The 24851-nt window shown below is 35.8% G+C and carries 20 protein-coding genes and 1 tRNA gene; 4 read left to right on the top strand and 17 right to left on the bottom strand.

Translation table 11 applies throughout. The features are described 5' to 3' along the window. Positions 1-27: 27 nt before the first annotated feature. The 10 genes from PBT91_RS14950 to abc-f all read right to left on the bottom strand — a co-directional run bounded on the left by PBT91_RS14950 (position 28) and on the right by abc-f (position 10925). Positions 28-807, bottom strand: coding sequence for a zinc-dependent peptidase (locus tag PBT91_RS14950; protein ID WP_270059262.1), 780 nt, complete (start codon positions 805-807; stop codon positions 28-30). 227 nt (positions 808-1034) lie between these two features. Further along, positions 1035-2153 (bottom strand): mechanosensitive ion channel family protein, encoded by a 1119-nt coding sequence (locus PBT91_RS14955; RefSeq protein ID WP_270059263.1) that lies wholly within the window; start codon positions 2151-2153, stop codon positions 1035-1037. A gap of 384 nt (positions 2154-2537) precedes the next feature. Continuing rightward, positions 2538-2610: transfer RNA gene (locus PBT91_RS14960), tRNA-Met, on the bottom strand. 107 nt (positions 2611-2717) lie between these two features. Continuing rightward, a complete protein-coding gene (locus PBT91_RS14965; RefSeq protein ID WP_333474263.1) occupies positions 2718-2948 on the bottom strand; it encodes an STAS/SEC14 domain-containing protein in 231 nt (76 codons plus the stop codon). After that, on the bottom strand, positions 2903-3076 hold the full coding sequence (locus PBT91_RS14970; protein ID WP_270059265.1) for a hypothetical protein: 174 nt from the start codon (positions 3074-3076) through the stop codon (positions 2903-2905). The genes PBT91_RS14965 and PBT91_RS14970 overlap by 46 nt, the downstream gene beginning before the upstream one ends. Before the next feature lie 21 nt (positions 3077-3097). Beyond that, complete coding sequence (locus PBT91_RS14975) at positions 3098-3280, bottom strand: CPXCG motif-containing cysteine-rich protein (protein ID WP_270059266.1); 183 nt, start codon at positions 3278-3280, stop codon at positions 3098-3100. 1 nt (position 3281) lies between these two features. Next, positions 3282-4616, bottom strand: a complete 1335-nt coding sequence (locus tag PBT91_RS14980) for a TolC family protein (RefSeq protein ID WP_270059267.1) — start codon at positions 4614-4616, stop codon at positions 3282-3284. Beyond that, entirely contained in the window at positions 4606-7803 is a 3198-nt protein-coding gene (locus PBT91_RS14985) for an efflux RND transporter permease subunit (protein WP_270059268.1), read from the bottom strand. The genes PBT91_RS14980 and PBT91_RS14985 overlap by 11 nt, the downstream gene beginning before the upstream one ends. Positions 7804-7805: 2 nt before the next feature. Continuing rightward, on the bottom strand, positions 7806-8942 hold the full coding sequence (locus tag PBT91_RS14990; protein WP_270059269.1) for an efflux RND transporter periplasmic adaptor subunit: 1137 nt from the start codon (positions 8940-8942) through the stop codon (positions 7806-7808). Positions 8943-9008: 66 nt separating this feature from the next. After that, positions 9009-10925 (bottom strand): ribosomal protection-like ABC-F family protein, encoded by a 1917-nt coding sequence (abc-f, locus tag PBT91_RS14995; protein ID WP_270059270.1) that lies wholly within the window; start codon positions 10923-10925, stop codon positions 9009-9011. A 63-nt stretch (positions 10926-10988) separates the two neighbouring features. On the opposite strand from abc-f, the gene PBT91_RS15000 reads away from it, so the two are divergent. Beyond that, on the top strand, positions 10989-11390 hold the full coding sequence (locus tag PBT91_RS15000) for a DUF983 domain-containing protein (protein WP_270059271.1): 402 nt from the start codon (positions 10989-10991) through the stop codon (positions 11388-11390). Here the strand turns inward: PBT91_RS15000 and PBT91_RS15005 are convergent. The 7 genes from PBT91_RS15005 to topA all read right to left on the bottom strand — a co-directional run bounded on the left by PBT91_RS15005 (position 11387) and on the right by topA (position 20929). Next, on the bottom strand, positions 11387-12442 hold the full coding sequence (locus tag PBT91_RS15005; protein WP_270059272.1) for an NAD(P)/FAD-dependent oxidoreductase: 1056 nt from the start codon (positions 12440-12442) through the stop codon (positions 11387-11389). The genes PBT91_RS15000 and PBT91_RS15005 overlap by 4 nt on opposite strands. 82 nt (positions 12443-12524) lie before the next feature. Beyond that, positions 12525-13412 carry a type IX secretion system ring protein PorN/GldN gene (gene porN, locus PBT91_RS15010; protein ID WP_270059273.1) on the bottom strand — a complete coding sequence of 296 codons (888 nt, stop codon included), beginning with the start codon at positions 13410-13412 and terminating at the stop codon, positions 12525-12527. Positions 13413-13427: 15 nt separating this feature from the next. After that, positions 13428-14984 (bottom strand): type IX secretion system motor protein PorM/GldM, encoded by a 1557-nt coding sequence (porM, locus tag PBT91_RS15015; protein WP_270059274.1) that lies wholly within the window; start codon positions 14982-14984, stop codon positions 13428-13430. 42 nt (positions 14985-15026) lie between these two features. Then, on the bottom strand, positions 15027-15689 hold the full coding sequence (porL, locus tag PBT91_RS15020) for a type IX secretion system motor protein PorL/GldL (protein ID WP_270059275.1): 663 nt from the start codon (positions 15687-15689) through the stop codon (positions 15027-15029). Positions 15690-15741: 52 nt separating this feature from the next. Beyond that, positions 15742-17112, bottom strand: coding sequence for a type IX secretion system lipoprotein PorK/GldK (porK, locus tag PBT91_RS15025; protein WP_270059276.1), 1371 nt, complete (start codon positions 17110-17112; stop codon positions 15742-15744). Positions 17113-17222: 110 nt separating this feature from the next. Then, the gene (locus PBT91_RS15030) at positions 17223-18386 is read right to left on the bottom strand and encodes a formimidoylglutamase (protein WP_270059277.1); all 1164 of its coding nucleotides are present in this window, start codon (positions 18384-18386) and stop codon (positions 17223-17225) included. A gap of 5 nt (positions 18387-18391) precedes the next feature. Beyond that, positions 18392-20929, bottom strand: coding sequence for a type I DNA topoisomerase (gene topA / locus PBT91_RS15035; protein ID WP_270059278.1), 2538 nt, complete (start codon positions 20927-20929; stop codon positions 18392-18394). A gap of 568 nt (positions 20930-21497) precedes the next feature. On the opposite strand from topA, the gene miaB reads away from it, so the two are divergent. The 3 genes from miaB (at position 21498) to lptE (ending at position 24846) form a co-directional block, all read left to right on the top strand. Next, on the top strand, positions 21498-22943 hold the full coding sequence (miaB, locus tag PBT91_RS15040) for a tRNA (N6-isopentenyl adenosine(37)-C2)-methylthiotransferase MiaB (RefSeq protein WP_270059279.1): 1446 nt from the start codon (positions 21498-21500) through the stop codon (positions 22941-22943). A 62-nt stretch (positions 22944-23005) separates the two neighbouring features. Next, a complete protein-coding gene (locus PBT91_RS15045) occupies positions 23006-24298 on the top strand; it encodes a sigma 54-interacting transcriptional regulator (protein WP_270059280.1) in 1293 nt (430 codons plus the stop codon). A 44-nt stretch (positions 24299-24342) separates the two neighbouring features. Beyond that, positions 24343-24846, top strand: a complete 504-nt coding sequence (gene lptE / locus PBT91_RS15050; protein ID WP_270059281.1) for an LptE family protein — start codon at positions 24343-24345, stop codon at positions 24844-24846. Positions 24847-24851: the final 5 nt, after the last annotated feature.

A 24851-nucleotide genomic window follows, 5' to 3' on the forward strand; every position in this document is an offset into this window, starting at 1 on the left:
AATAACTATCAATTAAATTCTTAAAGATTAATCTTCAGGAAAATAGCAATCGTGCAACATTTTGTATACATCTGGATGTTTACGTTGCATACGCTTAGGGTTTTCAAAGAAATATTCGCTGGCTGTGGCAAGAAATTCGGCTTCATTAGTTCCACCATAGTTTCGAATATCTGATTTATTGGCATTAATTTCTTCCATTTCTTTATGTACCATTTTAAGCCACGGAATGGTATAAGTGTGTTTTAAAAGCCGCTCTGGCACACCATCGGTTTGCCCGTCCATTTTATCGATTAAATGAACAAATTCGTGAATACCGGTATTTAACCGGTCATTGTGCTTGGCAAATCCATCATGCAACGCGCGTCGCGAAAGAATCATTTGGTGCTCGAACCTGCCGGTTCCCACTAAGCCCATCACTATTTTATCTTCTCCATCATTATCGAAAACAAGATTTTTATTGAAATGATTGGGATATAAAATTACCGTGCTTAAATTGGAATAATGCCAGTGTCTGAATCTAAATACAGGAATTATCGCACTGCAAGCGACCAAAATCTTATCTAGATCTTCAAGTTTAAAAGAAACGCTCTCGATATAGACTTCATTTAAAAATAACATGACACGCTGCTGAAATCTTATTTTTTCGACTCTAGTTAATTCAGCATAAAACTCTACATGGTCTAAAAGCAGCTGATGCCAGTTTGCGGGAAATGGCGATGCTTTCTTTTTCTTCTTTTTAGTAATTTTATATATAACAATCGCCGCAAGGACAAGAACCACCAGAATAGCTTGAAAAAATTTACTCATTACAAAAATCTAAGTCTCCAAAAAAATACTGACTAAAAATACCGAAAATAAAGGCTATTTTTAAGATTTTAATCTTCAAACATTTCTTCCGATAATTGTTCAAACTAATTCCGTAGCATCTTAAAACAAACAGAAAATGCATTCGCAAAACCACTGAATAAATCGACTAAACAAGACCGATTAGTTTTGATAGTTGTAAAATCTCATAATCTCCATCAAACTGATTATTAATCTTTAGATGAATAGCAATTTTTAAATGTTTCCATTTGTTTGTCCTTAAATACTAAAGTTCGGTGTGGGAAAGGAATTTCTACACCTTCAGCATCAAATCGTTTTTTTATACTTTCGTAGAGTTCACATTTCATCACAAAAGCAGAAGCGTAATCCCAAGCCCAGGCCCAGGCGCGAATAGTAACTGAAGAATCTCCAAGATCTATAACACGAACTATTACCAAAGGAACTCCATTTCCAATATCCTGATTAGTGCGATTATCAAAAATATTAGGATGATTCTCGCATTCTTCTTTCATTATACTTTTGGCCAAATCTATGTCACTATCATAAGAGATCCCAATTTCGATCCATTGGCAGATTTTCTTTTCTTCCAAATCATAATTGGTCACCTTTTCTTTATTTATTATCGCGTTGGGAATCACAATCATTTTGTTTTGATAATTCTGAATCACCGTATGCCTTAAAGTTATATCTTTTACAGAACCAACAAGCGTGTCTGAAATTTTAATGACGTCGCCTACTCGAAAAGGTTTAAAGGATATAATGAAAATGCCGCCTATAATATTTGCCAGCGCTTCCTGCGAGGCAACACCTAACACAAGTGCTAAAATTCCCGCCCCACCTAATGCAGTTTGCGCCACGCCTCTTAGAGCAGGAAAGGCCAAAGTAGCAAGAATAGCACCGAAGAAGTAAACACCAAATACACTTAAATAACGCAAAAATTTATAGCTGGTAGGATCACCATCTGAAGCTATAGTTTTCTTAATAACTCGGCCAAATAATGTATCGACAACACTTGATCCAATTATCGTAAAAACCAATACAAAACCAACATAGACGATCTTTTCAAAATTTTTGGCGGCAACGGCATATTTATCTTCAGAAATAAAAACAAAACTTAAGGCTGCCACACCTAGAATAACCCATAATGTGTTAAGTACTCGTTTAACAAGCTTTAAAGTGGTAGGCTTCTCGTTAGGATATTTTTTTAAGGTTTTTTTTATGAGCCATTTATAAAGTAATTTTGTTGAAACTAAGAGCAATAGAACAGCACTTATAACGACAAGCACATATATAATTAATTCGCTATTAGCACTCCAAAATTCTACCATAATATTTTTTAATTAGAATAGGTTTTTAATAAGAAAAAGTTGAATAGCTATGTTTTCTAAAAGAATTTTGCTGCAATTGCATAATATGCCATTGTATTGAATATGTTTGGAGATCTATCTGCACAACCATTCTAGCGTATAAGGTTTGAACGAAACCGATAAAATTAATTTTTTTCGTCGATTTTGCAGTTATCAATTTTAAAAAAAAATTCACTATTACGGATATTCTGATGACAACATCCAGGAAATCATGGATCTATATTTCACAGGTAAACCGCTCCTTTTTTATCATATGATTTCACACAGCTAGTGCAAGGATTTTGGATAACTATTATTAAAAAAATAATAAAAAAAGGCTTCACAAAATTGTGAAGCCTTTTCTAGTAGCGGGAACTGGACTCGAACCAGTGACCTTCGGGTTATGAGCCCGACGAGCTACCTACTGCTCTATCCCGCGATATATATTTTAATATCTCTATTTCAGTAAGTCTTGACAGCTATTGTTTCGCTATCGGGATGCAAATATACGACTCTTTTTTACTTCTCCAAAACTTTTTTAAAAAATTATTCAGCTATCCAATTTAGAGCTTGCAGGCGTTCGTCATTATCAAAGGCTCTTATATCCAAATCCACTAAATTATCCTTAAAATCTGCAAAGCTTCTAAACCACTGTATATCTGTAACCAAAGCCACCTTATTAAAATCATCGGCGTGCTTACATTTAAATAGCATATCTTTCCAAAAAGCTGCTAAAGAAATTTTATTTCCATCTTTAATTTCCAGAAAAAATCTAATTTTTTATTGCCTTTTATTCGCTCTTCAATTTCTTTTAGAATTTCTTCCATAACCTGAGTTGAAACGTACTGATCTAGAATAATCCCTACAACATTTTCAGATAGCTCAAAAATTGTTTTATCGCCCATTTTACTAATAAAATACTGTTATTATTGCTCTATACTTCGAGCTTCAAATTCGGTAATTTCTCCATTCTGAAAAGCTACATCAAATTCTATTGGGTTGCAACAATTTTCACAATCTTCAATATATGTTTGCCTGGAAACCGAAGGATCTAAAAGTACAGAAATTTCTTCCCAACAATAGGGACATTGAAAAAAATGCTCGTACATATCAAAAATCAATATTCAATAGCTGGCCGGTAAGTTGCAATAATTCCAATTCAGCCAACTTTGCATCATATTTGGCTAAGTTAAGACTCGTTTTAGCATCAAGCAAATTAATTTGGGCCTGCCTAAACTCTATAGAAGAGATCTGTCCTAATCGATATTGCTCTTCAGATCGGCTAAAATTATCTTCGTTTGTCAAAACATTTTCTTCCTGTACACGAAAGATATAAAGTTTATTCTCATAGTTTCCTAAAGCATTTGCAATATCCCGCTCTACCTCTAATTCTATTTGCTTTTTCTGAAGTTGTTGATTCTCTTTATTAATTTTAGCATTTTGAATGGCTACACTGGTTAGACCACCATCAAATAAATCCCACGATAAACTTAATCCTGCAGATAAGCCGTCGGTAGTTGTTTTGGATCCCGGAAAAAAGGCGGTAGCTGCACTTATATTTCTATTCCATCCATAAGAACCAGTAAGACCTACCGTAGGCAAATAACCCGATTTACTTACCTTAATATCATAATCACTAAGGATAATATTACTTTTTGCCTTAAGAAGACTTACATTATTATAAGTAGATTGCTCTAGAAAGGAATCTATTCGTAGCTCGGTAATAAAACTTACAGAAGTATCTACTTCAAAAGCTCTATTATTGACATCTCTATTGAGAATAACATTTAAATCGCGTTTGGTATTGCGTAGTTGCTGTCGCGTTTCGATAAGATTAATACTATCGGTATTCACATCTACCCGAGCATTTAGGACTACTAAATTATTAGATTGCCCGTATTCAAATTGATACTGTGCACGCTTTACTCGATCCTGAGAAATTTTTAAAGTTTCTTTTAAAACCCCCATATTCTCACTTAATCTCGCTATTTCATAATATACCGTTAGCAATTGAAGTATGGTATTCTCGATAGTTTCTCTCGCTTCTAATTGCGAAAGATTATATTGCTCTTTTAAACTTTTATAATTATAAAATCGTCCCAATCCATCAAAAAGCGTATAGTCTAAATTAATAGAGGCGCTATAGGACTCGCCTTCGATCCCGCGTTGATCTACGTTGTCTCCTTCTTCTGGTTCTGTTAGCCGATTATTAAGATCGTAATTATAACCACCTGCTCCTCTTAAAGACGGAAGATATCCAGAGTTTAAGATACTCTGATTATTTTCAGCAACTTCAACGTTGTTATTAGCCATTTTTATTCCGAAGTTACTATCAAGAGCTCTTGCTATAACTTCATTTTTGGTTAACAAAGAATCCTGAGCTTTTGTAGCAAGCCCAATAAACATGAAAAAAATGACAGTAAAATAGGTAATTTTAATATTCATCTTTATTTTTTTCTGCTTCTTTTAATTCTTTTATTGTTCGCTCTACAGACTCGCGTTCCACTCTATTACCTGTTGCCAACCATTTACCTTCCACTTTTATACGGTTAGTAATAGAAAGCAGTAGCGGTAATAAAAATAAGGTTAATAAAGTAGCTATACCAATCCCGTAACTTATGGATATAGCCATAGGTTTAAGGAATTGCGCCTGCCTACTTTTCTCTAACAGCAAAGGTGCCATACCAGCTATGGTGGTTAAGGAAGTAAGAAAAATTGCCCTGAAACGAGATTTTCCTGCTTCGTAAATTGCCTGCTTAAACTTCATGCCATCCTGTAGATTACCATTGTATTTCCCAATAAGTACCAGGCCATCATTAACCATTATTCCCACCAGCGCTATAATACCTAATGCTGAAAGCATATTGATTGGAAAATCGTGAATCCAATGTCCCCATGCAACGCCAATAACACTAAAAGGGATCATAATCATTAGTAATAATGGCTGACTATAACTTCTAAACGTAAAAGCTATTGTAGCATAAATCAAAAACAAAATAATTGGCAATACAGTACTGGCTGAATTTATCAATTTGTCAGCTTCACGATTTTGCCCCTCGTACGAAACGCTTAAACTTGGATATTTAGTTAATATTTCAGGCATTACATTTTCACGAATATCAGCTAAAATGTCTGTTGAACTTCCGTTGGGATCTTCCATATCTGCGCTTACTCGAATCTCTCGCATTCCATCAAGGTGACTAATCGACTCGGTTCCTCGAATAATTTCATAATTCGCTATTTCATCAAACGGAACGCGGTTTCCAGAAGGGGTTAGAATACGCATATCATCAAGATCATTGATAGAAGATCTATTTTCCAAATCATAACGCACCCATACTCTAATTTCGTCCTGTCCTCTTTGAAATCGCTGAGCCTGTGTCCCAAAGAAACCATTTCTAACCTGCCCAATTACATCGGCCAGATCTAATCCTAACGCATACGCATTATCTTTAAGGAAAATATTGATTTCTTTAATTCCCTTAGGATCACTATCGTTTACATCTTTTAGTAACGGATTGTTTTCAAAATTGGCTTTTAATTCTTCCTTTGCGGCTTCTAGTTCTTCGAGATTATTCCCCAACAAGGAAACAGAAACAGGATCACCTCCAAAATTACCGCCCGATCCAAACGTTAAGTTTTCTACGCCATATACTGGCCCTACTTTATCGCGAATTGCATTTGTAATTTCAGGTGCACCAAAATCACGTTCTTCACCAGGTAGTAAATTTACCTGTATCGACGCCTTATTATTTCCTGGGCCAACCCTCTTAATGGTATTTTCTATTACAGAGAGATTACCAGTTTGTTCTTCAGAAAAATCTTTATTTACTTGCCAGGTGGCTTCTTCAACCATTGTAATAATCGAATCTGTTCTTTCAGGATTAACTCCTTCAGGCATTAAAAGATCGATAGAAATTCGATCACTGGCTACGCTGGGAAAAAGTGTTATTCTTATAATATTACCACCAATAGCTCCAAAAGTTAAAATAAGGACCGCTAAAAGAATTCCTATACTTAATATTTGTTGTTTCAGCACAAAATTTAAAACCGGACCATAAACTTTATCACGAAGAAAAATCATCAATCGATCTCCAAGTTTATTTATATTCCTCATTTTACCGAAGAATTTACCTATTACAGATTTTGGTTGCGAAACGTTACGCTTTAATGCTTTGGAATGTGCGATATGCGCAGGTAAAATAATGAGTGCTTCAATTAAAGATACAACCAGTGTAAGCATCACCACAGTAGATACTTCTCCAAAAAACTCGCCTATTCTACTATCTAAAAACAGGAAACTGGCAAAAGCCAAGATGGTTGTTATTATAGCTGAAATAATTGGAGGAACAACTTCTATCGTCCCGTCTAGTGCTGCTTTAATGGGATTCTTACCCATTTCGAAATGTTGATAAATATTTTCTGAAATAACAATCCCGTCGTCTACGAGAATACCGATAACGATAATCATCCCAAACAGCGATAAAACGTTAATAGTGACATCAAACTGTTCAGCAAAAATAAACATTCCTAGAAAGGCAACCGGTAAACCAAAAGCCACCCAAAAGGCTAATCTTGTATTTAGAAAAAGGGAAAGAAAGAACAGGACCAAAACTATCCCCATGATTCCATTTTCCACTAAAAGCTGCGTTCGTTGCTGTAATCTTATGGACGAATCGAAAACAACATCTAAACGAACATTGCTACTTTTTTGATTGTATTTTTGGATATATTCATTCACCTGCTCTGCTGCTGCAAGTAAATCTTCAGAATTGGTATTACTTATTGTAATATTTACACTTTGATTGCCGTTGAAAAATGATGCGTTAGGTGTTTCAGAAAATTGGTCGGAAACTCTGGCAATATCAGACAATCTGATAATTTCTCCATTCGTAGTAGATTTTAATACCAGATCTTCTAAATCGTCTGCGTAGTAAGACCGGTTATTCGCCCTAATTAAATAATCCTCGCTACTGGTTTTAATCGTCCCTCCAGTGGTAAGGATATTTGCTCCTGAAACCGCCTGAGCAACATCCTGAAATGTCAAATTATAAGCCAGAAGATCGTTTTCTCTAACCGCAATTTCTATTTCTTCTTCTGGGAAACCGTCTATTTCAATCTGAGAAATACCATCCATCATTCGCAAATCATTTTCGATTTGCTCACTTATTCTTTTTAAGGTAACCAACGGGATTTTCTCGCCACTAATTGCAAATCTAATGGTTGGTCTAACCGATTCTTCTTTGGCAACTACCAAAGGCTCCATACCGGTTGGAAAGGTTGGCACGCGATCTACTGCGTTTTTAACCTCGGTGAGCATTACATCAATATTTTCGTCTCGCTCAATCTCTACGGTGATAGATCCTCCACTTTCTCTGGCAACCGAAGTTACACGTTCTATACCTTCCAGGCCTTTTAGATTGTCCTCTATTTTAAGGATTATCCCTTCCTCTATTTCTTCGGGCGCAGATCCTGGATAGGTCACGCTAATATTGATCATTCGGCTATCCTGCAAAGGAAAGAAAGAAGACTTTAAAGTAAGCGCACCAACTGCTCCGAATAGTAAAAAAGCAATGATTACGATATTAACCGCAACCTCATACTTTATAAAATAACTAATAAGTTTTCTCAAGATTATTCGTTTTTAGCGGTATCTTTTACTTCTTCAGCATTAACTAACTGCCCAGCATAAGCTCCCGGTACAGATGCTGCTAACATTTTAGTACCATCTTCAAGGCCTTTTACCACTACACTTTCGGTACTAAAATAAACGGGTTGGACGCTTACCAAATCTAAAACACTGTCTCTAACTACGTAAACTTTAGATCGCTCTACCAATAATTCTCTCGGGATCTCTAAAGCGTTTGGTTCTTTTTTAGCATCTAGCATTGCTTCAAGATACATTCCTTCCTGTATATTTTGTCCTTCTACACGAATAAACACCTGAATGGTTTGCGTTTCCAGATTCACTCTACCATTAATTCTACTAACGGTTCCGCTATATTTTTGGGTTCTATCTAAATTTTGAAGTTTAACCTCTTCGCCCACCGCTAAAAGATCGCTAAATTTCTTAGCTATAGAAACCTGTAATTCGTAAACAGAAGGATCTATATATTCACCCAGCTTTTGTCCAGACCTAATTAATGTTCCTTCCTTTACCAAAGCTTCGGTAAGTATACCATTGAATGGCGCTACGATTGTATATTTTCTTAAACGTTCTTCAAGGTTTTTTATGGTATAGTACGAAGAAACAATACCACGACCACTTATGAAATATTTTTCTTTATCGGTTTCGATTTCAGGAAGTTCTGGAACCGATTTATTAATATCAAAATTGCTTAAATATTGCTGCCATTTCTCAAAAGCATCTGGATAATCTAAGCGTAGATCGGGCATAATAGCAGTGATACTATTATATAAATCACTTTTAGCAGACTGTACACTGGCTGCATATTCTGCGGAATCAATATTCAGTAAAATCTGACCTTTTTTATACTCCTGACCTGCCAAAAAGTTTTTACTACTGCTTCTAAAAATCCCCTGAACTTCTGAGTAGAGTTCAAGCTTTCTTAACGCAGTAACATTTCCGTTAGCAGGAATGCTTATAGGAACGGTGTCATTTTTAACTGTTTTAACGAATACATTTTTTACAACCTTCTGTATTTCTGGATCTTTTTTAACATTACTGTCTATGATCCATTTAGCTGCAAATACGGCTCCCACAATAAGCAGAAGTCCAAGAACTGAGAGAATTATCTTGCGTTTATCCATAACTTAGTTGGTTGGACTCCTAAAACTAGATAAAGTTTAATCGAATATCTTAATTTTTTTAAGAAATTAACTAATTTCATCTATTTCTAACTGCAATCCCTCCCATTCCTGAAACAATTTCTTTAGATTTTTTTTCTTATCGTTGTAACTATCTAAAAAATTGGACTGAGCAATTGTCTTCTCATAATTAGTCGCCAATTCGTGATCTTTACGTTTTAGCTCTTTTTCTAATTTGGTAATTTTCGACTCTACCTTACTCAACTTATTGTTTAGTGCTTTTAATTTTTTCTGGTCTTCGTACGATTGTTTTTCTGTAGCTACCTTTTTAGCTGCACTTTTAGGAGCCTTATCTTTTTTCTCTACAGCACGCATATCTTCCAGTTTACGCTGCTCCAGATAATAATCTATATCGCCTAAATATTCTTTGATCTGTTTATTTCTGAATTCGTAAACCGTCTTGGTTAATCCCTGAAGAAAATCTCTATCGTGAGATACAATTATTAGAGTGCCCTCAAAATTTCTACAAGCTTCTTTTAGCACGTTTTTAGATTTAATATCCAAGTGGTTGGTAGGCTCATCCATTACCAGCACATTAAAAGGCTGTAATAGCATTTTACAAAGTGCTAATCGGTTTCTCTCTCCCCCAGATAACACTTTCACTTTTTTGTCTACATCATCACCACGAAACAAAAACGAACCTAGCATATCGCGAACTTTAGATCGATTGCTTTCGTTCGCAGCATCGACCATGGTATCGTAAATACTTTTCTCTCCGTCTAAATAATCAGCCTGATTTTGCGCAAAATAACCTAGCTGAACGTTATGACCAAGTTTTAAATCTCCCGTATGAGAAATTTCATCTATAATTATTTTTGCCAAGGTTGTCTTCCCTTGTCCGTTTTGACCAACAAAAGCGATTTTGCTTCCGCGTTCGATAAGTAGATTAATATCTTCAAGTACTTTATGATCTCCATAAGCCTTCCCAACATGCTCTGCTTCAACAACAACTTTACCCGGTTGCACTGAAACAGGGAAACTAATATTCATCACCGCATTATCATCTTCATCTACTTCAATACGATTAACTTTATCCAGCTTTTTAATTAAAGACTGCGCCATAGAAGCTTTAGATGCTTTTGCTCTAAATTTCTCGATCAATTTCTCGGTTTGCTCTATTTCTTTTTGCTGATTTTTCTGCGCTGCAAGTTGCTGCTCTCTTAGCTCTCCTCGCAATTCTAAATATTTGGAATACGGCTTTTTATAATCGTAGATTCTACCCAAAGATATTTCTATAGTACGATTGGTTACATTATCTAAGAACATTTTATCATGAGAAACCAGAATCACACAACCGGGATAAGAATTCAAGAAACTTTCTAACCAAATGATACTTTCTATATCCAGGTGGTTGGTAGGCTCATCCAGCAACAAAATATCGTTATTTTGAAGCAAGAGCTTCGCTAGTTCTATTCGCATTCTCCAACCTCCAGAAAAGGTATCGGTTAATTTTTTAAAATCTGCTCTACTAAAACCAAGCCCCAGCAATACCTTTTCGGTATCTCCCTCATAATTATAACCTCCAATAATCTCGTATTGATGTGTTACATCAGTAAGTTCCTGAATTAATTCGGTATAAGAATCGCTTTCATAATCGGTACGGGTCGCTAGTTGATGATTAATCTCATTCATTTTGGCTTCCAGACGTTTAATCTCTTCAAAAGCCTGATATGCTTCGTCCAAAACAGTACGTCCCTGTACAAAATCTATATCCTGTTTTAGAAATCCAATTCTAAGCTCTTTGTCTTTGGCAATTTGCCCACTATCATATTCCTGATCGCCAGCAATAATCTTAAGCATAGTAGATTTTCCCGCTCCGTTTTTACCAATTAGACCTATGCGGTCTCCGGCTCCTAAACGAAAACTAATTTCCTGAAATAAATATTCTCCCTGAAAAGAGACTGAAAGATTATGGATGTTGAGCATTTATATATAAAGTAACTTAGGTTTGTGCAAAGATGATTAAATTTGTACTGCAAAAAAAATTTTATGAAATTCTTGAAAGGCACGAAGTTGTATAGCATTTTAACGGGAACCTGTCCCGTATGTCAGGAAGAGAGCATGTATAGAGAAAAAAACCCTTTTAAACTAAACAAAGTTTACGAGATGCATGATCATTGTTCTCACTGTGGTACCAAATATAAGATTGAGCCGTCATTCTTTTACGGGGCAATGTATGTAAGTTATGCGGTAGGAGTTGCATTTTCTGTAGCTGCTTTTATCATTGCGCACTACTTTCTTGGTGGCGGACTATTAACTTCTTTCTTTGCTATCGTAGGCACACTTATCGTCTTTATGCCAATTATTATGCGCTTATCCAGAAACATTTGGATAAATTTATTTCTGAAATACGATAAAAATGCCGCAAAGAGAAAACAAAACAGGAATTAGTTTTTGTAATATTTTTTCTGAAATCGAGTAATATCAACTTCGGGAGGCAGTGGAATGCCATTCTCTATAAAATTTAATAAATTTTCTGAAAGCAAAGGGCCAATAAGTACACCTCTACTACCAAAACCATTGCATAAAAAAAGATTTTTATGCTGAGGATGATTACCTAATAACGGTCTTCTATCTGCTGTAGCAGGTCGAATTCCTGATACCTGATCTACAATTTCGTATTCACAGCTAATTAGCTTATCTAAATCTTTTTGAAGCTTTGTTCTCGCTTCTAAAGTAGGTTCCTTAGTTTTATCCTTATGATCGTATGTTGCGCCTACTTTGTAGAGATCATTACCTAAAGGCAAAATAAAAACAGATGATTTTACAGCTTGTTTTAACTTCAAATCTTTCGATTTGATAATTAAATATTCTCCCTTATTTCCTCGTAATGGTAAATAATTAAAAAATGGGTTATCTACAAGCCCAAAACCATCACAAAAGATAATATTCTTAGCTTTCTTATCTTTATAACTAACAAAATCACCCTCGATTTCTAAAGCCGAATAATCGAATTTTTCTTCTTTTAAAATGGAATGCTTTTTTAGATAATCTCTGTTTGCTGAAATTAACTTTTCCGTATCTATGGCGCCCGTTTTCTCTAACTTTCCAAATGAAAAATCTCCAGAGATATTCGAGTTCACCTCTCTTACTAGTTGAGTACCCATAAAAGGGGCTAATCGCAAATTATCTGCCGCTTCAAACCAATTATTTTGTTCCTCTATAGATTGAAATCTCCTATAAATATTAAATGGCTGAATAAAATTAGTGTTTAGCTTTTTTTCAAGCTCTTCATAAAAAGGAATTGAGTAATTAATTTGTTTATCTGCTTCCCAGGCTAATGTAAACCGTTTTAATATAATTGGATTATAAATACCACCAGCAACCTTCGAAGATTCTTGAGAATTATCCTCAAAAACAACGAATTTCTTATTTCTTTTTTCAAGATGGTTACTAATTGCGATTCCGCTTAAACCTAAACCAACGACGATATAATCCAGCATACTTTGTTATTTTCAAATACAAATTAAGCACAAAAAAAGCGCCTATTAAAGGCGCTCTATTTATTATTTGCAGAATTGCGAATTAATAATTCCACATATCTTGCTCAAAATTACGAATCTGTTCTTTAATACGCTCAGACTCTAATAATTGCATAAAGCTATTATCTACAATATAATCGTTAATTGCTCTATCACCTTGTACGTTGTCTTCCTTAAAAATAACAGAATTGAATCTTCTAGCATTTAAAAGTTGATCGTACGAGATAACAGTATTATTTCCTATATAAGCTTTAGCCTCGTACAAGGCATCACGAGCATCTGGATACCAAACCCAAAACAAATCAACAAGGTCGTTAAGCTCTGAGTCGTCGATAAAGTTTACATCAGGAGCCCTTGGTGCAATACCAAGAATTCTATACTTAAGCTCTGCTTGTCTTTTATCGAAATACCAAATTCCACGTATTTTATACTGAACAATATCGGCAGCACCCAAATCTCTTCGATCAATAAATTGCTCATCAACTTCTTGACCGGCATTGTATTGTTCGATACCATAATCTGTAGTATCGACACGAGAAATTGTTGCTCTAATATCCTTTAAAGTTCTTTTCTCCGTAAAGTAGGAATCGGCATAAATATTTTCAATTTTACCGTTTTTTATAGCACGAATTAAAACATCGTAAAGTGACCTTCTGTTGGATGCAATATTCATTGTATCCACAGGGTAGTACAAAGGAAAATTAACTCTCTCATTCAAATCGATGATCTCCCAGGTCCCTTTAGACCAAAGTACATCACGATCATCTACATAACCATATTCTAGTGGCCCACCTTCAGTATTATCTTCGGCGTCTGTTTTAGACTTCCCAATGTCTTCTGGCTTTTCTGCATTTAGAATACTCGCTGTTTGTGACATACCGGTAAAACCGATAAATAACAATAAGCTAAATATTATATATTTTCCTTTCATAAATAATTACTTTTCTTAATTCGTAAGTTCTACAAATACTGGTGCAATTTTCTTAAGTCTATATCCACTGTTTGAATTAAGTGAAGCTTCAATATCAAAAATTTGCACGGTTTCTCCTCTTCCTGCTCTACGTAAAGCAGCTTTCGCTGCATTATCCAATCTATTACCTCTAACAGTCACTGTTGGCTGCCCAGAAACTTTAAAACTAAATCCAGTTACTCGAAGACCTATATCAAAATCGAAATCAGGCAATTCTGCTCCAACTTCAGAAATCTCAAGACTATTTCTCTGCATTTTAACTGAACCGGTTTCTTTACGAATAGAACCAACCGGACTAGGAATATCTTTAATTCTAAAAGTAGAACTAGAAGGATAACTTTTACCGTCAATCGTTCCGGTTACATTAATTTTTACTTCTCTCGCTTGTACACTAGTTACATCCATAACGTAACTACTTCCAGAAACTCGGCTCAAACCAGGTGCACTTGCACTAATATTATTATCCTGAACACCAGCCATTGAAATTGTAAGCGGGTTTTTAACTCCACGATATACAACATTCATTTTATCAGCTGAAATAGTTGCACTATTAGGCTTAGGTATTACTGCAAATTCTTGTTCTACAGGCACCAAGGTTTCTTCTCCATCTTCAGCAAAAATTAACTGACCTGTTAACTTATGACTACCAGCATTACCCGCAGGAACATTTAAAACAACTTTACCACCTTGTAAAGAATAATCGTCACCAGAAAGTGTTCTTCCGTCTAATTTCAATTCTACCTTATTTGGTTTAGTAGTAGCATCTGTTCTACCAAGAACAATAGCTCCATTGAATGTTTCCCCTTGATAATAAGCAGACTTAGGTGTTTCTAACAAAGTTGAATAATTTGTCATTGAAACTTCTTCCTGCAATTGTCCCGATAACATTGAAGAAAGAATATCATTTTCAGTCGTTTTAACATCCGACTGAATTTGCGTCATCTGAGTGATGGAAGCAATTAATGGAAATCCTTCAAAATTATAAGTTAACCAAGGCTTTTTAGTACCTTCGCCATCTTCTTCTTCTGAAGTATCAAATTTTGCTGCAATCTCTTTGTTAAGAGCGCTATAATCCTCACCTAATGTATTAATTACACCCTCTCTATATTCTTTAATCTTATCTACGAATTCCTGACCTCTTGGACTAACTTTCCCTCCAGTGAAAAATCGTTCATCCAGAATATCTGTTTTATCCATTGCCTGATAATCCTGTGGATCATCTAAATCGGCAGTCAATTCGTTTTTAACCCCCTCAATATAAGAATCTAAATTCTGTGATAATTGATTAATAGTTTCCGCTTTTTGCGCTAGTTCAGCATATTTTTCTGCCTGCTCATTTGCTTTTGATTGCAAACCTTGCATAGCTGATGCGTTTCGCTGTTCGGTAGTGGCGTTTGCCTGCTCCAACTTCTCATTCATAGAACCGAAGGCTACCAAAACTTCTTTAGACATATTAAGTGCCATCATTGCGATAAACACTAAATACATCAGGTTAATCATCTTCTGCCTAGGGCTTTGTTTTCCTGATGCCATGTATTATTTTTCTAATAAGTTTATATTATAAAGTTCTTAAAATTAAGCTCTACGTTGACCATTCATCGCAGTTAGCATACCTCCATAAACACCGTTTAAAGAAGCAAGATTCTGTGTTAAAGAATCCATTTCAGCTCTAAGTTTACCAGCATTTTCTGCAACAGCTTTGTTAACCTCAGCTTGTTTTGAAGCAGATTCTACCTGAACTTTATAAATACTATTTAGAGTTTCCATTTGCGTAGCAGCAGTTGTTAACTCCTGGCTATATTTTTTCTGAGAAGCCATAGCATCTACTGTTGGAGCAATTCCTTTAGCTGCACCTTCAAAATTTCTTATGCTATCACCAAGACTTGACATTAAAGCCGCGTCTACTTTAGCATCTCGTAACATTTCATCAAGCTTTTTAGAAAGCATACCCTGAGCGTCCTTTGTTTCCTCTACAACTACCTCTTTTTTCTTAGGAGAAACCATAGCAGCACTCCCTTCAGACAGTTCGGGATATACAAGAGACCAGTCGTAACCTTCGTCTACAGGTTCAAATGCTGAAACAAGGAATACAAATGCCTCAGTCACAAGACCTGCGATTAGCATCTGGTTACCAAAAGGCCAGTGCATAATTTTAAAAAGCGCTCCAATAATAACTACGGCCGCACCGATACCGTAAACCATGTTCATCACCTTCATTCTAGTTTTTGATTGTGCCATAATAAATAATAATTAAAATTTAAGTTTTAGGAATGTATTTAGGGTTAAGTGGTTACTCAAAAGTAGTTTGTTGATTTAATGGAACATCGTTGCCAAGATAATCCTGCACAGTTCTAAAGCCAATATAACTTCTCGCAGAGTCTGCATATTCATAATCTCTTGATGAAACTTGTAAGAAATAAGCCACATCTTTCCAAGATCCACCTCTCACAACTTTTCGTGCATCATCATAATCATTTACAGTAGGATTCATAGAAGACATATAATCATAGCTAGATGCATCGTAAGAAGAGTTGACCCACTCTGCGACATTTCCTGCCATATTATATAAACCATAACCATTTGGATCGAAAGATTGAGCTTCAACAGTGTATAATGCCTGGTCGGCAGCATAATCTCCTCTTAAGGGCTTAAAATTAGCCATAAAACAACCTCTATCATTTTTTGTATATGGTCCACCCCATGGATAAGTTCCTCCTTCCAGACCACCTCGTGCAGCATACTCCCATTCTGCCTCTGTTGGCAAACGGTATGATGGCACATTACTATCTCCTCTGGATTTGCGGAAATCATTGTTATATTTTGTTCTCCATTGTGCAAATGCTCTGGCTTGTTTCCAGTTCACTCCAACAACAGGATAATCATCAAATGCGCTATGCCAAAAATAATCGTTGTGCATAGGCTCATTATAACTATAATTAAAATCTTTAATCCATACTGCTGTATCAGGATAAACTTCTACAACTTCAGTCTTCATATATTCCCGACGATTTCCTTTACCTCTTGCCGCTGCCTGAATATCCATCCAGCTGTACTTGAATTTCAATTTCTCAACGTCGATAGTTCGAGTGCCATTATATGCGTCTTCCTGCGGAATATATAACTGGTCCATCACTCTTGCGTAAGCAACATCTGGATAATCCTGCGTATCCCATATAATATCTACGTCTTTATTTAACTTACGGTTTTCATAAGCATCCATTTCTCCACCAGAACCATAAGTATCCAACATGTATTGTTGATAAGGCGTAAGATCAGATTCATCGGCATCTGCAAAAGCATATTCACCAATACCTTCTGATCCAGCAGTAGCGCCCTCTAGCTCGGCTTCCATAGCCAGCATCACGCGAACAACCGAATCTTTAACATAATTTACAAATTGGCGATATTCTGCGTTAGTGATTTCAGTCTCATCCATATAGAATGTATTAACTGTAACCGTTTTTGGGGGAGCGTTTAATTGTCCTGCTATATCATCATCTGATTTCCCCATGATAAATGAGCCTCCAGGCACTAAGGCCATACCAAACGGCTCCTCTGGGTTCCATCTTTCTCCTTTCGCACCTACAAGCTGCCCTCTGTCATTACTACCACAACTGTAGATTAAAGCAAGAACAGCAACCAGCGAAACAATTTTCTTCATAATACTTTTAGGTTAAGACATCTCAAATTTAGGCGGTAAACCTATCCAATTATTTTCTAAAAAACAACAGTTTTAAGAAAATAACCACATACAAAGGCTATGCCTAATTATTAAACTTCGTTTTTTCTTTTTGCTTTATACCATCTTTCTGGAATCACCTGATTGCAAGCTTCCAGATAATCTTCCTCACTACAAGGTAATAACGTAGTCCTCTTTAATTTAGTATTGAGGCTAGCTACGTAAGGAATTTCGATCCACCAGCGCCCACTTGTAGGACTTTTGTAAAACACTAAAATATCATCATCTATAGGGACTTGATATTTTATAAAATCTTGTTTAGCGGCAACTGTATTTTCGTTATTTCTATAATTAACACCTTCAGCAAAGTACCAAATCATCTGAGCCACAAGCATCTCAGACAACTCACTCAAATTAGAATTATATTCAAAAATCCCAAAAGAACTCACTTTATCACTTAGCCCTGCATACCTGGATATAGCACAAATTTCTTTTCCATTAAAGCCGTTTGGCGATTTGAAGTATGAATGCCCTATTGAAGCCGCATCTATACTACTTAAATCTACGCTTACCAAATTCGCTGCTCGCATTATTGGTTCTATTAGGGAAATGTCATTACTAATTTCTCCCAAGCGGTAGGCATCGAAAAATAACCGATCCATTAATTCTATTTCTTCCTGAGAATTAAAATAGGTTTGATATCCTATACTAGAATAGTTAAAAAGATTGTAAGGCTCATTAACTATAATTTTAGAAACGTAAGATTTATTAGAAATTACCTGCTCTGCATCGCCAAGATCAAATCTGGCATCTACATTTACAAGATTTACCATCTCATCTAAAGTGTCATAAGCTCTGTATTGCGCATAAAGCAGATCCTGAGAACCGCCAAGCAAAACAGGAATTACGCCTTTTTTTACTAAATCTGCAACCGTTTTTTCTACTGCAAAATAAGTATCTTTTACAGTAGCTCCTTTCTGAATATCACCCAAATCGGCAATATTTAAATGCCAATTCCCAGGAAAAAGACTGTAAAAAGCTTTTCTAATGCTATCGAAACTGAGCAAATCATCTTCATCATTTTCAGATAAACGGCTCTCTCTAATACCAACGATTGCAATTTGAACATCATCAAGATCCGGTATCCCAGTAAATTCTGAATTAAATTTAACCTTAGAACCCATACTATGCGCATTTAAGCTTTTTGCATAGTCAATTATATCGTTACCAACAGGACTTAAAAAATCCAACTCCATTCAGCTTATTTTTTCGATGTTTTTTTTGTGGTTTTCTTGGTCGTTTTCTTTGCGGTGGTCTTCTTTTTAGTGGTTTTCTTGGTCGCTTTTTTCTTAGGTGCTTTTTTGGCGATTATGTCTTTAGCTTCTTCCAAAGTGATTTTTGTAGCGTCTACTGTTTTTGGCAATTCTACCTTGGTTTTACCTTTAATAACATTAGACCTTCCCCATCTGGCTTTTTCGACTCTAATACCTTCCTCTTCCCAGTTATGAATTACTTTTTCGCGCTCCTTACGCTTTTTATCTTCAATAAGCTCTTCTATATCTTCATTAGAAAGATTATCAAAATCGTATTTCTTATTTACATTTATAAAAATACCATTCCATTTTAGATAAGGCCCAAAGCGCCCTACTCCTTTTTGAACCGGCTTTTCCTCGTAATGATATATTGGAGCATCGGCTTTCTCTTTTTCTTTAATTAGCTCCATAGCGCGATCGAAATCTACACTCATAGGATCTTCTCCTTTTTCAAGAGAAACGTATTTTTTACCGAATTTCACATAAGGACCAAAACGGCCATTATTCACCTCTACTTTTTCATCCTTATATTCCCCTAATTCCTTCGGAAGCTGAAAAAGATCCATTGCTTCCTCATAAGTGATTGTATCTAAAGTTTGATCTGGACTTAAACTGGCAAATTTTGGTTTTTCATCATCTTCTACCGAGCCAATTTGAACCATTGGACCAAATTTACCTAAACGAACACTCACCGGCTTTCCGGTTTCGGGATCTTCTCCTAAAATTCTTTCCCCAACTTCACGATCTGCATTTTTAGCAACGTCTTGAACATGAGGATGAAAATCGGTATAAAAATCTTTCATCATTTTTGTCCATTCTTCATTTCCTTCAGCAATATCATCAAAGCTTTGCTCTACTTTTGCTGTGAAATTATAATCAAGAATATTAGAAAAATGATTTACTAAAAAGTCATTTACTACTTTACCTACTGCGGTTGGCACCAATTTACCTTTATCACTTCCTACGGTTTCACTTAATTTCTTTTCTGAAATTTTTTCGTTCTCAAGGGTAAACTGAACATATTCGCGTTCGGCCCCATCAACAGATCCTTTTTCTATATAATTTCGATTCTGAATTGTAGAAATCGTTGGTGCATAGGTAGACGGTCTACCAATACCTAACTCCTCTAGTTTCTTTACCAAAGAAGCTTCAGTATATCGATAAGGCGGACGAGTAAATCTTTCCGTAGCATTAATAAAAATATTCTGAAGCGCTTCGTTCACCTTCATTTCCGGTAACATTCCGCTTTGTTCTTCAGAATCTTCATCATCACTACCTTCCAAATAAACTTTTAAAAATCCCTCGAATTTTAAAACTTCACCGTTTGCCGTAAAAATTTTATCGTGTTTATTCGCTTCAATCTTAACATTAGTTCGCTCTAATTGCGCTTCAGACATTTGGGAGGCAATAGCACGTTTCCAAATTAATTCATACAAACGCTGCTCGTCACGATCTGCTTTAACCGAATGACTTGCGAAATTAGTAGGCCGTATGGCTTCGTGAGCTTCTTGCGCGCCTTTAGTCTTTCCTTTAAATTGTCTGGTTTTTGCGTATTCTTCTCCGTAAGCTTTTAAAATTTCTCTATTAGCACCTTTACGCGCATCTTCAGAAAGGTTTACGCTATCGGTTCTCATATAAGTAATGTGACCAGCTTCGTAAAGACGTTGCGCTAAAGTCATCGTTTTACTTACCGAAAAATATAATTTCCTGGAAGCTTCCTGCTGTAAAGTAGAAGTTGTAAATGGCGGTGCCGGAGATTTCTTAGCAGGCTTTTTAGTAAGATCGGCTACTTTAAAATTAGCACCAAGGTTATCTTTCAAGAAAGTCTCTGCCTCTTCTTTTGTATCAAAATTTTTAGGCAGTTTAGCCCTAAACGTTTTACCTTCAGCATTGGCAAATTCAGCATCTATTCTATAGGAAGCTTCGGCTTTAAAATCTTCAATCTCACGTTCTCGTTCAACAATAAGCCTAACCGAGACACTTTGCACTCTTCCTGCAGAAAGACCTCCTTTTACTTTTCTCCATAAAACAGGAGATAATTCGTAACCTACAAGCCTATCTAAAACTCTTCTTGCTTGTTGTGCGTTTACCAAATTATAATTAATCCCCCTGGGATTATCAATAGCTTTTAAAATAGCCGTCTTGGTAATTTCATGAAACACAATTCGCTTAGTACGATCGTCTTTTAGCTTTAGCTCCTCAGCAAGGTGCCATGCGATAGCTTCTCCCTCACGGTCCTCATCACTAGCAAGCCAAATGGTCTCTGCTGTTTTAGCTAAACCTTTTAGTTTCCTAACTACATCTTTCTTATCCTTGGAGACTATATATTTAGGAGCAAAATCTCCCTCAGTATCTACACCTAACTCTTTTGTTGGAAGGTCAGCAATATGCCCAAAGCTAGAAGCCACCTTATAATCTTTACCCAAAAACTTTTCAATCGTTTTGGCTTTGGCAGGAGACTCCACGATCACTAAATTTTTTGCCATAGTTTACAGTTTTGTAAGTGCAAAAGTATATCAATTTTTTTTTAACGTAGGAAATGAATCATTAAATCGGTTTTAAAATGCAAGTATTTAGTCTTAAACTGCTCCATTTTGGAAGCTATTTATGTAAAATAACATGCCCGCAATACTGCAGGCATGTAAAAAAATAACCAAACATAAATAACAATAGTAATTAATACACTTAATAGATTGATTTTACTATCTTTATAACCAATTACAACTAGTGTTTACCCCGATCTCTAACAGTCATCATTAGGCAGAATTATTTCATAGGTGTTATATTTTCATTGATTTTGTTAGCAACGATCGGGGGTTTCACTCTTTTCTTTATTTTTCTGAAAGAAAACATCCTCAGCCTTCCATAAAAAATTGTTTCTTTTTCAAAAACTCACAAGGTTCTTCCTTTAGCTTTTTTAATTGCTTTTCTCACATTAGATGCAGAAAAACTTAAAAAGTTGCTTAAAAATTATAAAAAAAATTACTGCCACTTTGGCACAATAACCTTAAAACGTATCTTTGCCATCTAATTACCTAAGCTTAGTATAGCATTATGGAGAAGATTATTGATGAAAAGCAGCAGGGAAACACCCTGATTATTGAGCCAAAGACCGAAAATAAAAGAAAACTCTTTATTGAAAGTTATGGTTGCCAGATGAATTTTAGCGATAGCGAAATCGTTGCTTCCATACTTTCTAAAGAAGGTTATAATACAACACAACAGCTGGAAGAAGCCGATTTAGTTTTAGTAAATACCTGCTCGATTAGAGAAAAAGCAGAACAAACGGTAAGAAAACGTCTCGAAAAATATAATGCTGTTAAGCGCATCAACCCTAATATGAAAGTTGGGGTTTTAGGTTGCATGGCCGAGCGTCTTAAAAGTAAATTCTTAGAAGAAGAAAAAATTGTGGATTTGGTTGTTGGGCCAGATGCTTACAAAGACCTACCAAACCTTATAAGTGAAGTTGAAGAAGGTAGAAATGCTGTAAACGTAATTCTTTCTAAAGAAGAAACTTATGGTGACATTTCTCCTGTACGTTTACAAACTAATGGAGTTTCTGCTTTCGTATCGATTACCAGAGGATGCGACAACATGTGTACTTTTTGCGTCGTTCCTTTTACCCGTGGTAGAGAACGTAGCCGAGATCCACAGAGTATTATCGAAGAAGTAAACGATCTTGCTGAAAAGGGCTACAAAGAAATTACGCTTTTGGGCCAAAATGTAGACAGTTATCTTTGGTATGGTGGCGGATTAAAAAAAGATTTTAAAGACGCCACACCAATGCAAAAAGCAACAGCTACCAATTTTGCTGCTCTATTAAATTTGGTTGCAGAAGCTCAACCAAAAATGAGAATTAGATTTTCTACGTCTAATCCGCAGGATATGACGTTAGATGTTATAGAAGTTATGGCTGCACATCGCAACATTTGTAATTATATTCACTTACCCGTTCAAAGTGGTAGTGACCGTATGCTTCAAAAAATGAATCGCCTTCACACTCGTGAAGAATACTTCACCTTGGTTGATAATATCAAAAAATTAATCCCAGATTGTGGAATTTCTCATGATCTTATTACGGGATTCCCTACCGAAACTGAAGAAGATCATCAGGATACTATTTCTTTAATGAAATACGTAAAGTATGATTTTGGTTTTATGTTCGCTTATTCTGAAAGACCGGGAACAATGGCTGCCAGAAAATTTGAAGACGACGTTCCACACGACATCAAAAAAAGACGTCTTTCTGAAATTGTTGCTCTTCAGCAAGAACATAGCAGATATAGGACCCAGCAATTTTTAGGAAAAACTGTAGAAGTACTTATCGAAAAATCATCAAAAAAATCTGATGCACACTGGAGTGGTCGAACGTCACAAAATACAGTAGCTGTTTTCCCAAAAGAAAATTATAAGGTTGGTGATTTTGTAAATGTAAAAATTAATGATTGCACCAGCGCAACATTAATTGGCGAACCTGTTGGATACAGCGACAATAATTAAGACGATTTTCAGTTTAATTTTTCAGGAATTAATCAGTAATAATCAATACTGCATATTTTTAAATGGAATCAGTACAGGCCATAAAGCAACGTTTCGGGATTATAGGAGACGACCAAAAACTTAACCGGGCAATTGAAAAAGCAATACAGGTTGCTCCAACTGATATTTCGGTTTTAGTAACGGGAGAAAGTGGTGTTGGTAAAGAAAGTATACCTAAAATAGTACATTCGCTTTCGCATAGAAAGCATGGAAAATATATAGCGGTAAACTGTGGTGCAATACCAGAAGGCACCATCGACAGTGAGCTTTTTGGACACGAAAAAGGTGCATTTACCGGTGCAACACAAACCCGTAGCGGTTATTTTGAAGTTGCCGATGGCGGAACCATTTTTCTTGATGAAGTTGGTGAACTTCCGCTTCCCACCCAGGTTCGACTTTTACGGGTTTTGGAAAATGGAGAATTTATAAAAGTAGGTTCTTCTAAAGTACAGAAAACCAATGTAAGGATCGTAGCTGCGACCAACATCAACATGTTCGAATCGATCAAAAAAGAGAAATTTAGAGAAGATCTTTACTATAGATTAAGCACTGTAGAAATTAATTTACCCGCTCTAAGGGATCGAAAAGGAGATATTCATCTACTTTTCAGAAAATTTGCTTCAGATTTCGCATTAAAATACAAGATGCCCACCATTAGATTGGAAGATGATGCTGTTCTTTTGATGCAAAAATATCATTGGGGTGGTAATATTCGCCAGCTCCGCAATATTGCGGAACAAATTTCAGTATTAGAACAAAAGCGATCTATCAACGGTAAAGAGCTGAAAGAATATTTACCAGATATGGGTAGCAATTTACCCGCAGTAATTTCAGATAAGAAAAAAGAAAGCGATTTTAGCAACGAGCGTGAGATTTTATATAAGGTTCTTTTCGACATGAAAAATGATCTTAACGATTTAAAGAAACTTACGCTAAAGTTAATGCAGGAAGGCAACTCTAAGGAGGTTAGAGATGAAAATGAAGGTTTAATTCAGAAAATCTACGGAAATGGCGATGAAGATGAAGAAGACTTTAATGTAGAAGATTTAGACAGCGATAATCTTGAGGTTCTACAAATCCCGCAACAAAGCAGTAATAATGATTACGAGCCTCAGCCAGAGAACATGTCTGAAAAGGACAAATATCACTTTGCTGAAGAAATCGAAGAAGAAGAAACACTTTCACTTCAGGATAAAGAATTAGAGCTGATTAAAAAATCACTAGAGCGCCATAGCGGGAAACGTAAAGCAGCTGCTGAAGAATTAGGTATTAGCGAACGCACGCTCTATCGAAAGATCAAACAATACAATTTATAATTAATATTTGCCGTTTTAGAAGCAATATTTTGGCAACCGAACCCATGAAGAAATTAGGACTAGTTTTATCGATTTTTAGTGTTTTAACGCTGGTTTCCTGCGGAATTTATTCTTTTACCGGGGCAAGCACAGGAAATGCGGAAACCTTTCAAGTTAACAATTTTCAAAATACGGCAGATTTAATTGAGCCAGGTATCGAAAGAACTTTTAAGTTAGATTTACAGGATCTTATTCAAAGCCAAACCAATCTTACTCTCACCAATAACAATGCAGATCTAATTTTTGAAGGCGAAATTATCGATTATTACATCGCACCAATGACGGCGACTGCGCAAAATACAGCAGCACAAAACCGTTTAACAATTGCAGTGCAGATAAGATATTATAATACTTTAGAGCCTGAAAAAGATTTTGATAGACGCTTTTCTTTTTATTACGATTACCCGGCAGGACAACAATTAATTGGTGGCAATTTGGATACCGCCATCGATGAAATTTATGATCGAATTACACAGGATATTTTTAATGCAGCTTTAACCGACTGGTAGAAATT

This window comes from Zunongwangia sp. HGR-M22 (assembly GCF_027594425.1).
Classification (GTDB): domain Bacteria; phylum Bacteroidota; class Bacteroidia; order Flavobacteriales; family Flavobacteriaceae; genus Zunongwangia.

What these genes read in the sequence shown, in the direction of transcription:
- PBT91_RS14980 (WP_270059267.1), bottom strand. Translation starts at nt 4,616, where the DNA reads ATGAATATTAAAATTACCTATTTTACTGTCATTTTTTTCATGTTTATT.
- PBT91_RS14990 (WP_270059269.1), bottom strand. Translation starts at nt 8,942, where the DNA reads ATGGATAAACGCAAGATAATTCTCTCAGTTCTTGGACTTCTGCTTATT.
- abc-f (WP_270059270.1), bottom strand. Translation starts at nt 10,925, where the DNA reads ATGCTCAACATCCATAATCTTTCAGTCTCTTTTCAGGGAGAATATTTA.
- PBT91_RS15005 (WP_270059272.1), bottom strand. Translation starts at nt 12,442, where the DNA reads ATGCTGGATTATATCGTCGTTGGTTTAGGTTTAAGCGGAATCGCAATT.
- miaB (WP_270059279.1), top strand. Translation starts at nt 21,498, where the DNA reads ATGGAGAAGATTATTGATGAAAAGCAGCAGGGAAACACCCTGATTATT.
- porK (WP_270059276.1), bottom strand. Translation starts at nt 17,112, where the DNA reads ATGAAGAAAATTGTTTCGCTGGTTGCTGTTCTTGCTTTAATCTACAGT.
- PBT91_RS15045 (WP_270059280.1), top strand. Translation starts at nt 23,006, where the DNA reads ATGGAATCAGTACAGGCCATAAAGCAACGTTTCGGGATTATAGGAGAC.
- PBT91_RS14970 (WP_270059265.1), bottom strand. Translation starts at nt 3,076, where the DNA reads ATGGGCGATAAAACAATTTTTGAGCTATCTGAAAATGTTGTAGGGATT.
- porL (WP_270059275.1), bottom strand. Translation starts at nt 15,689, where the DNA reads ATGGCACAATCAAAAACTAGAATGAAGGTGATGAACATGGTTTACGGT.
- topA (WP_270059278.1), bottom strand. Translation starts at nt 20,929, where the DNA reads ATGGCAAAAAATTTAGTGATCGTGGAGTCTCCTGCCAAAGCCAAAACG.
- PBT91_RS15030 (WP_270059277.1), bottom strand. Translation starts at nt 18,386, where the DNA reads ATGGAGTTGGATTTTTTAAGTCCTGTTGGTAACGATATAATTGACTAT.
- PBT91_RS14975 (WP_270059266.1), bottom strand. Translation starts at nt 3,280, where the DNA reads ATGTACGAGCATTTTTTTCAATGTCCCTATTGTTGGGAAGAAATTTCT.
- PBT91_RS15000 (WP_270059271.1), top strand. Translation starts at nt 10,989, where the DNA reads ATGAAATTCTTGAAAGGCACGAAGTTGTATAGCATTTTAACGGGAACC.
- PBT91_RS14950 (WP_270059262.1), bottom strand. Translation starts at nt 807, where the DNA reads ATGAGTAAATTTTTTCAAGCTATTCTGGTGGTTCTTGTCCTTGCGGCG.
- PBT91_RS14955 (WP_270059263.1), bottom strand. Translation starts at nt 2,153, where the DNA reads ATGGTAGAATTTTGGAGTGCTAATAGCGAATTAATTATATATGTGCTT.
- lptE (WP_270059281.1), top strand. Translation starts at nt 24,343, where the DNA reads ATGAAGAAATTAGGACTAGTTTTATCGATTTTTAGTGTTTTAACGCTG.
- porN (WP_270059273.1), bottom strand. Translation starts at nt 13,412, where the DNA reads ATGAAAGGAAAATATATAATATTTAGCTTATTGTTATTTATCGGTTTT.
- porM (WP_270059274.1), bottom strand. Translation starts at nt 14,984, where the DNA reads ATGGCATCAGGAAAACAAAGCCCTAGGCAGAAGATGATTAACCTGATG.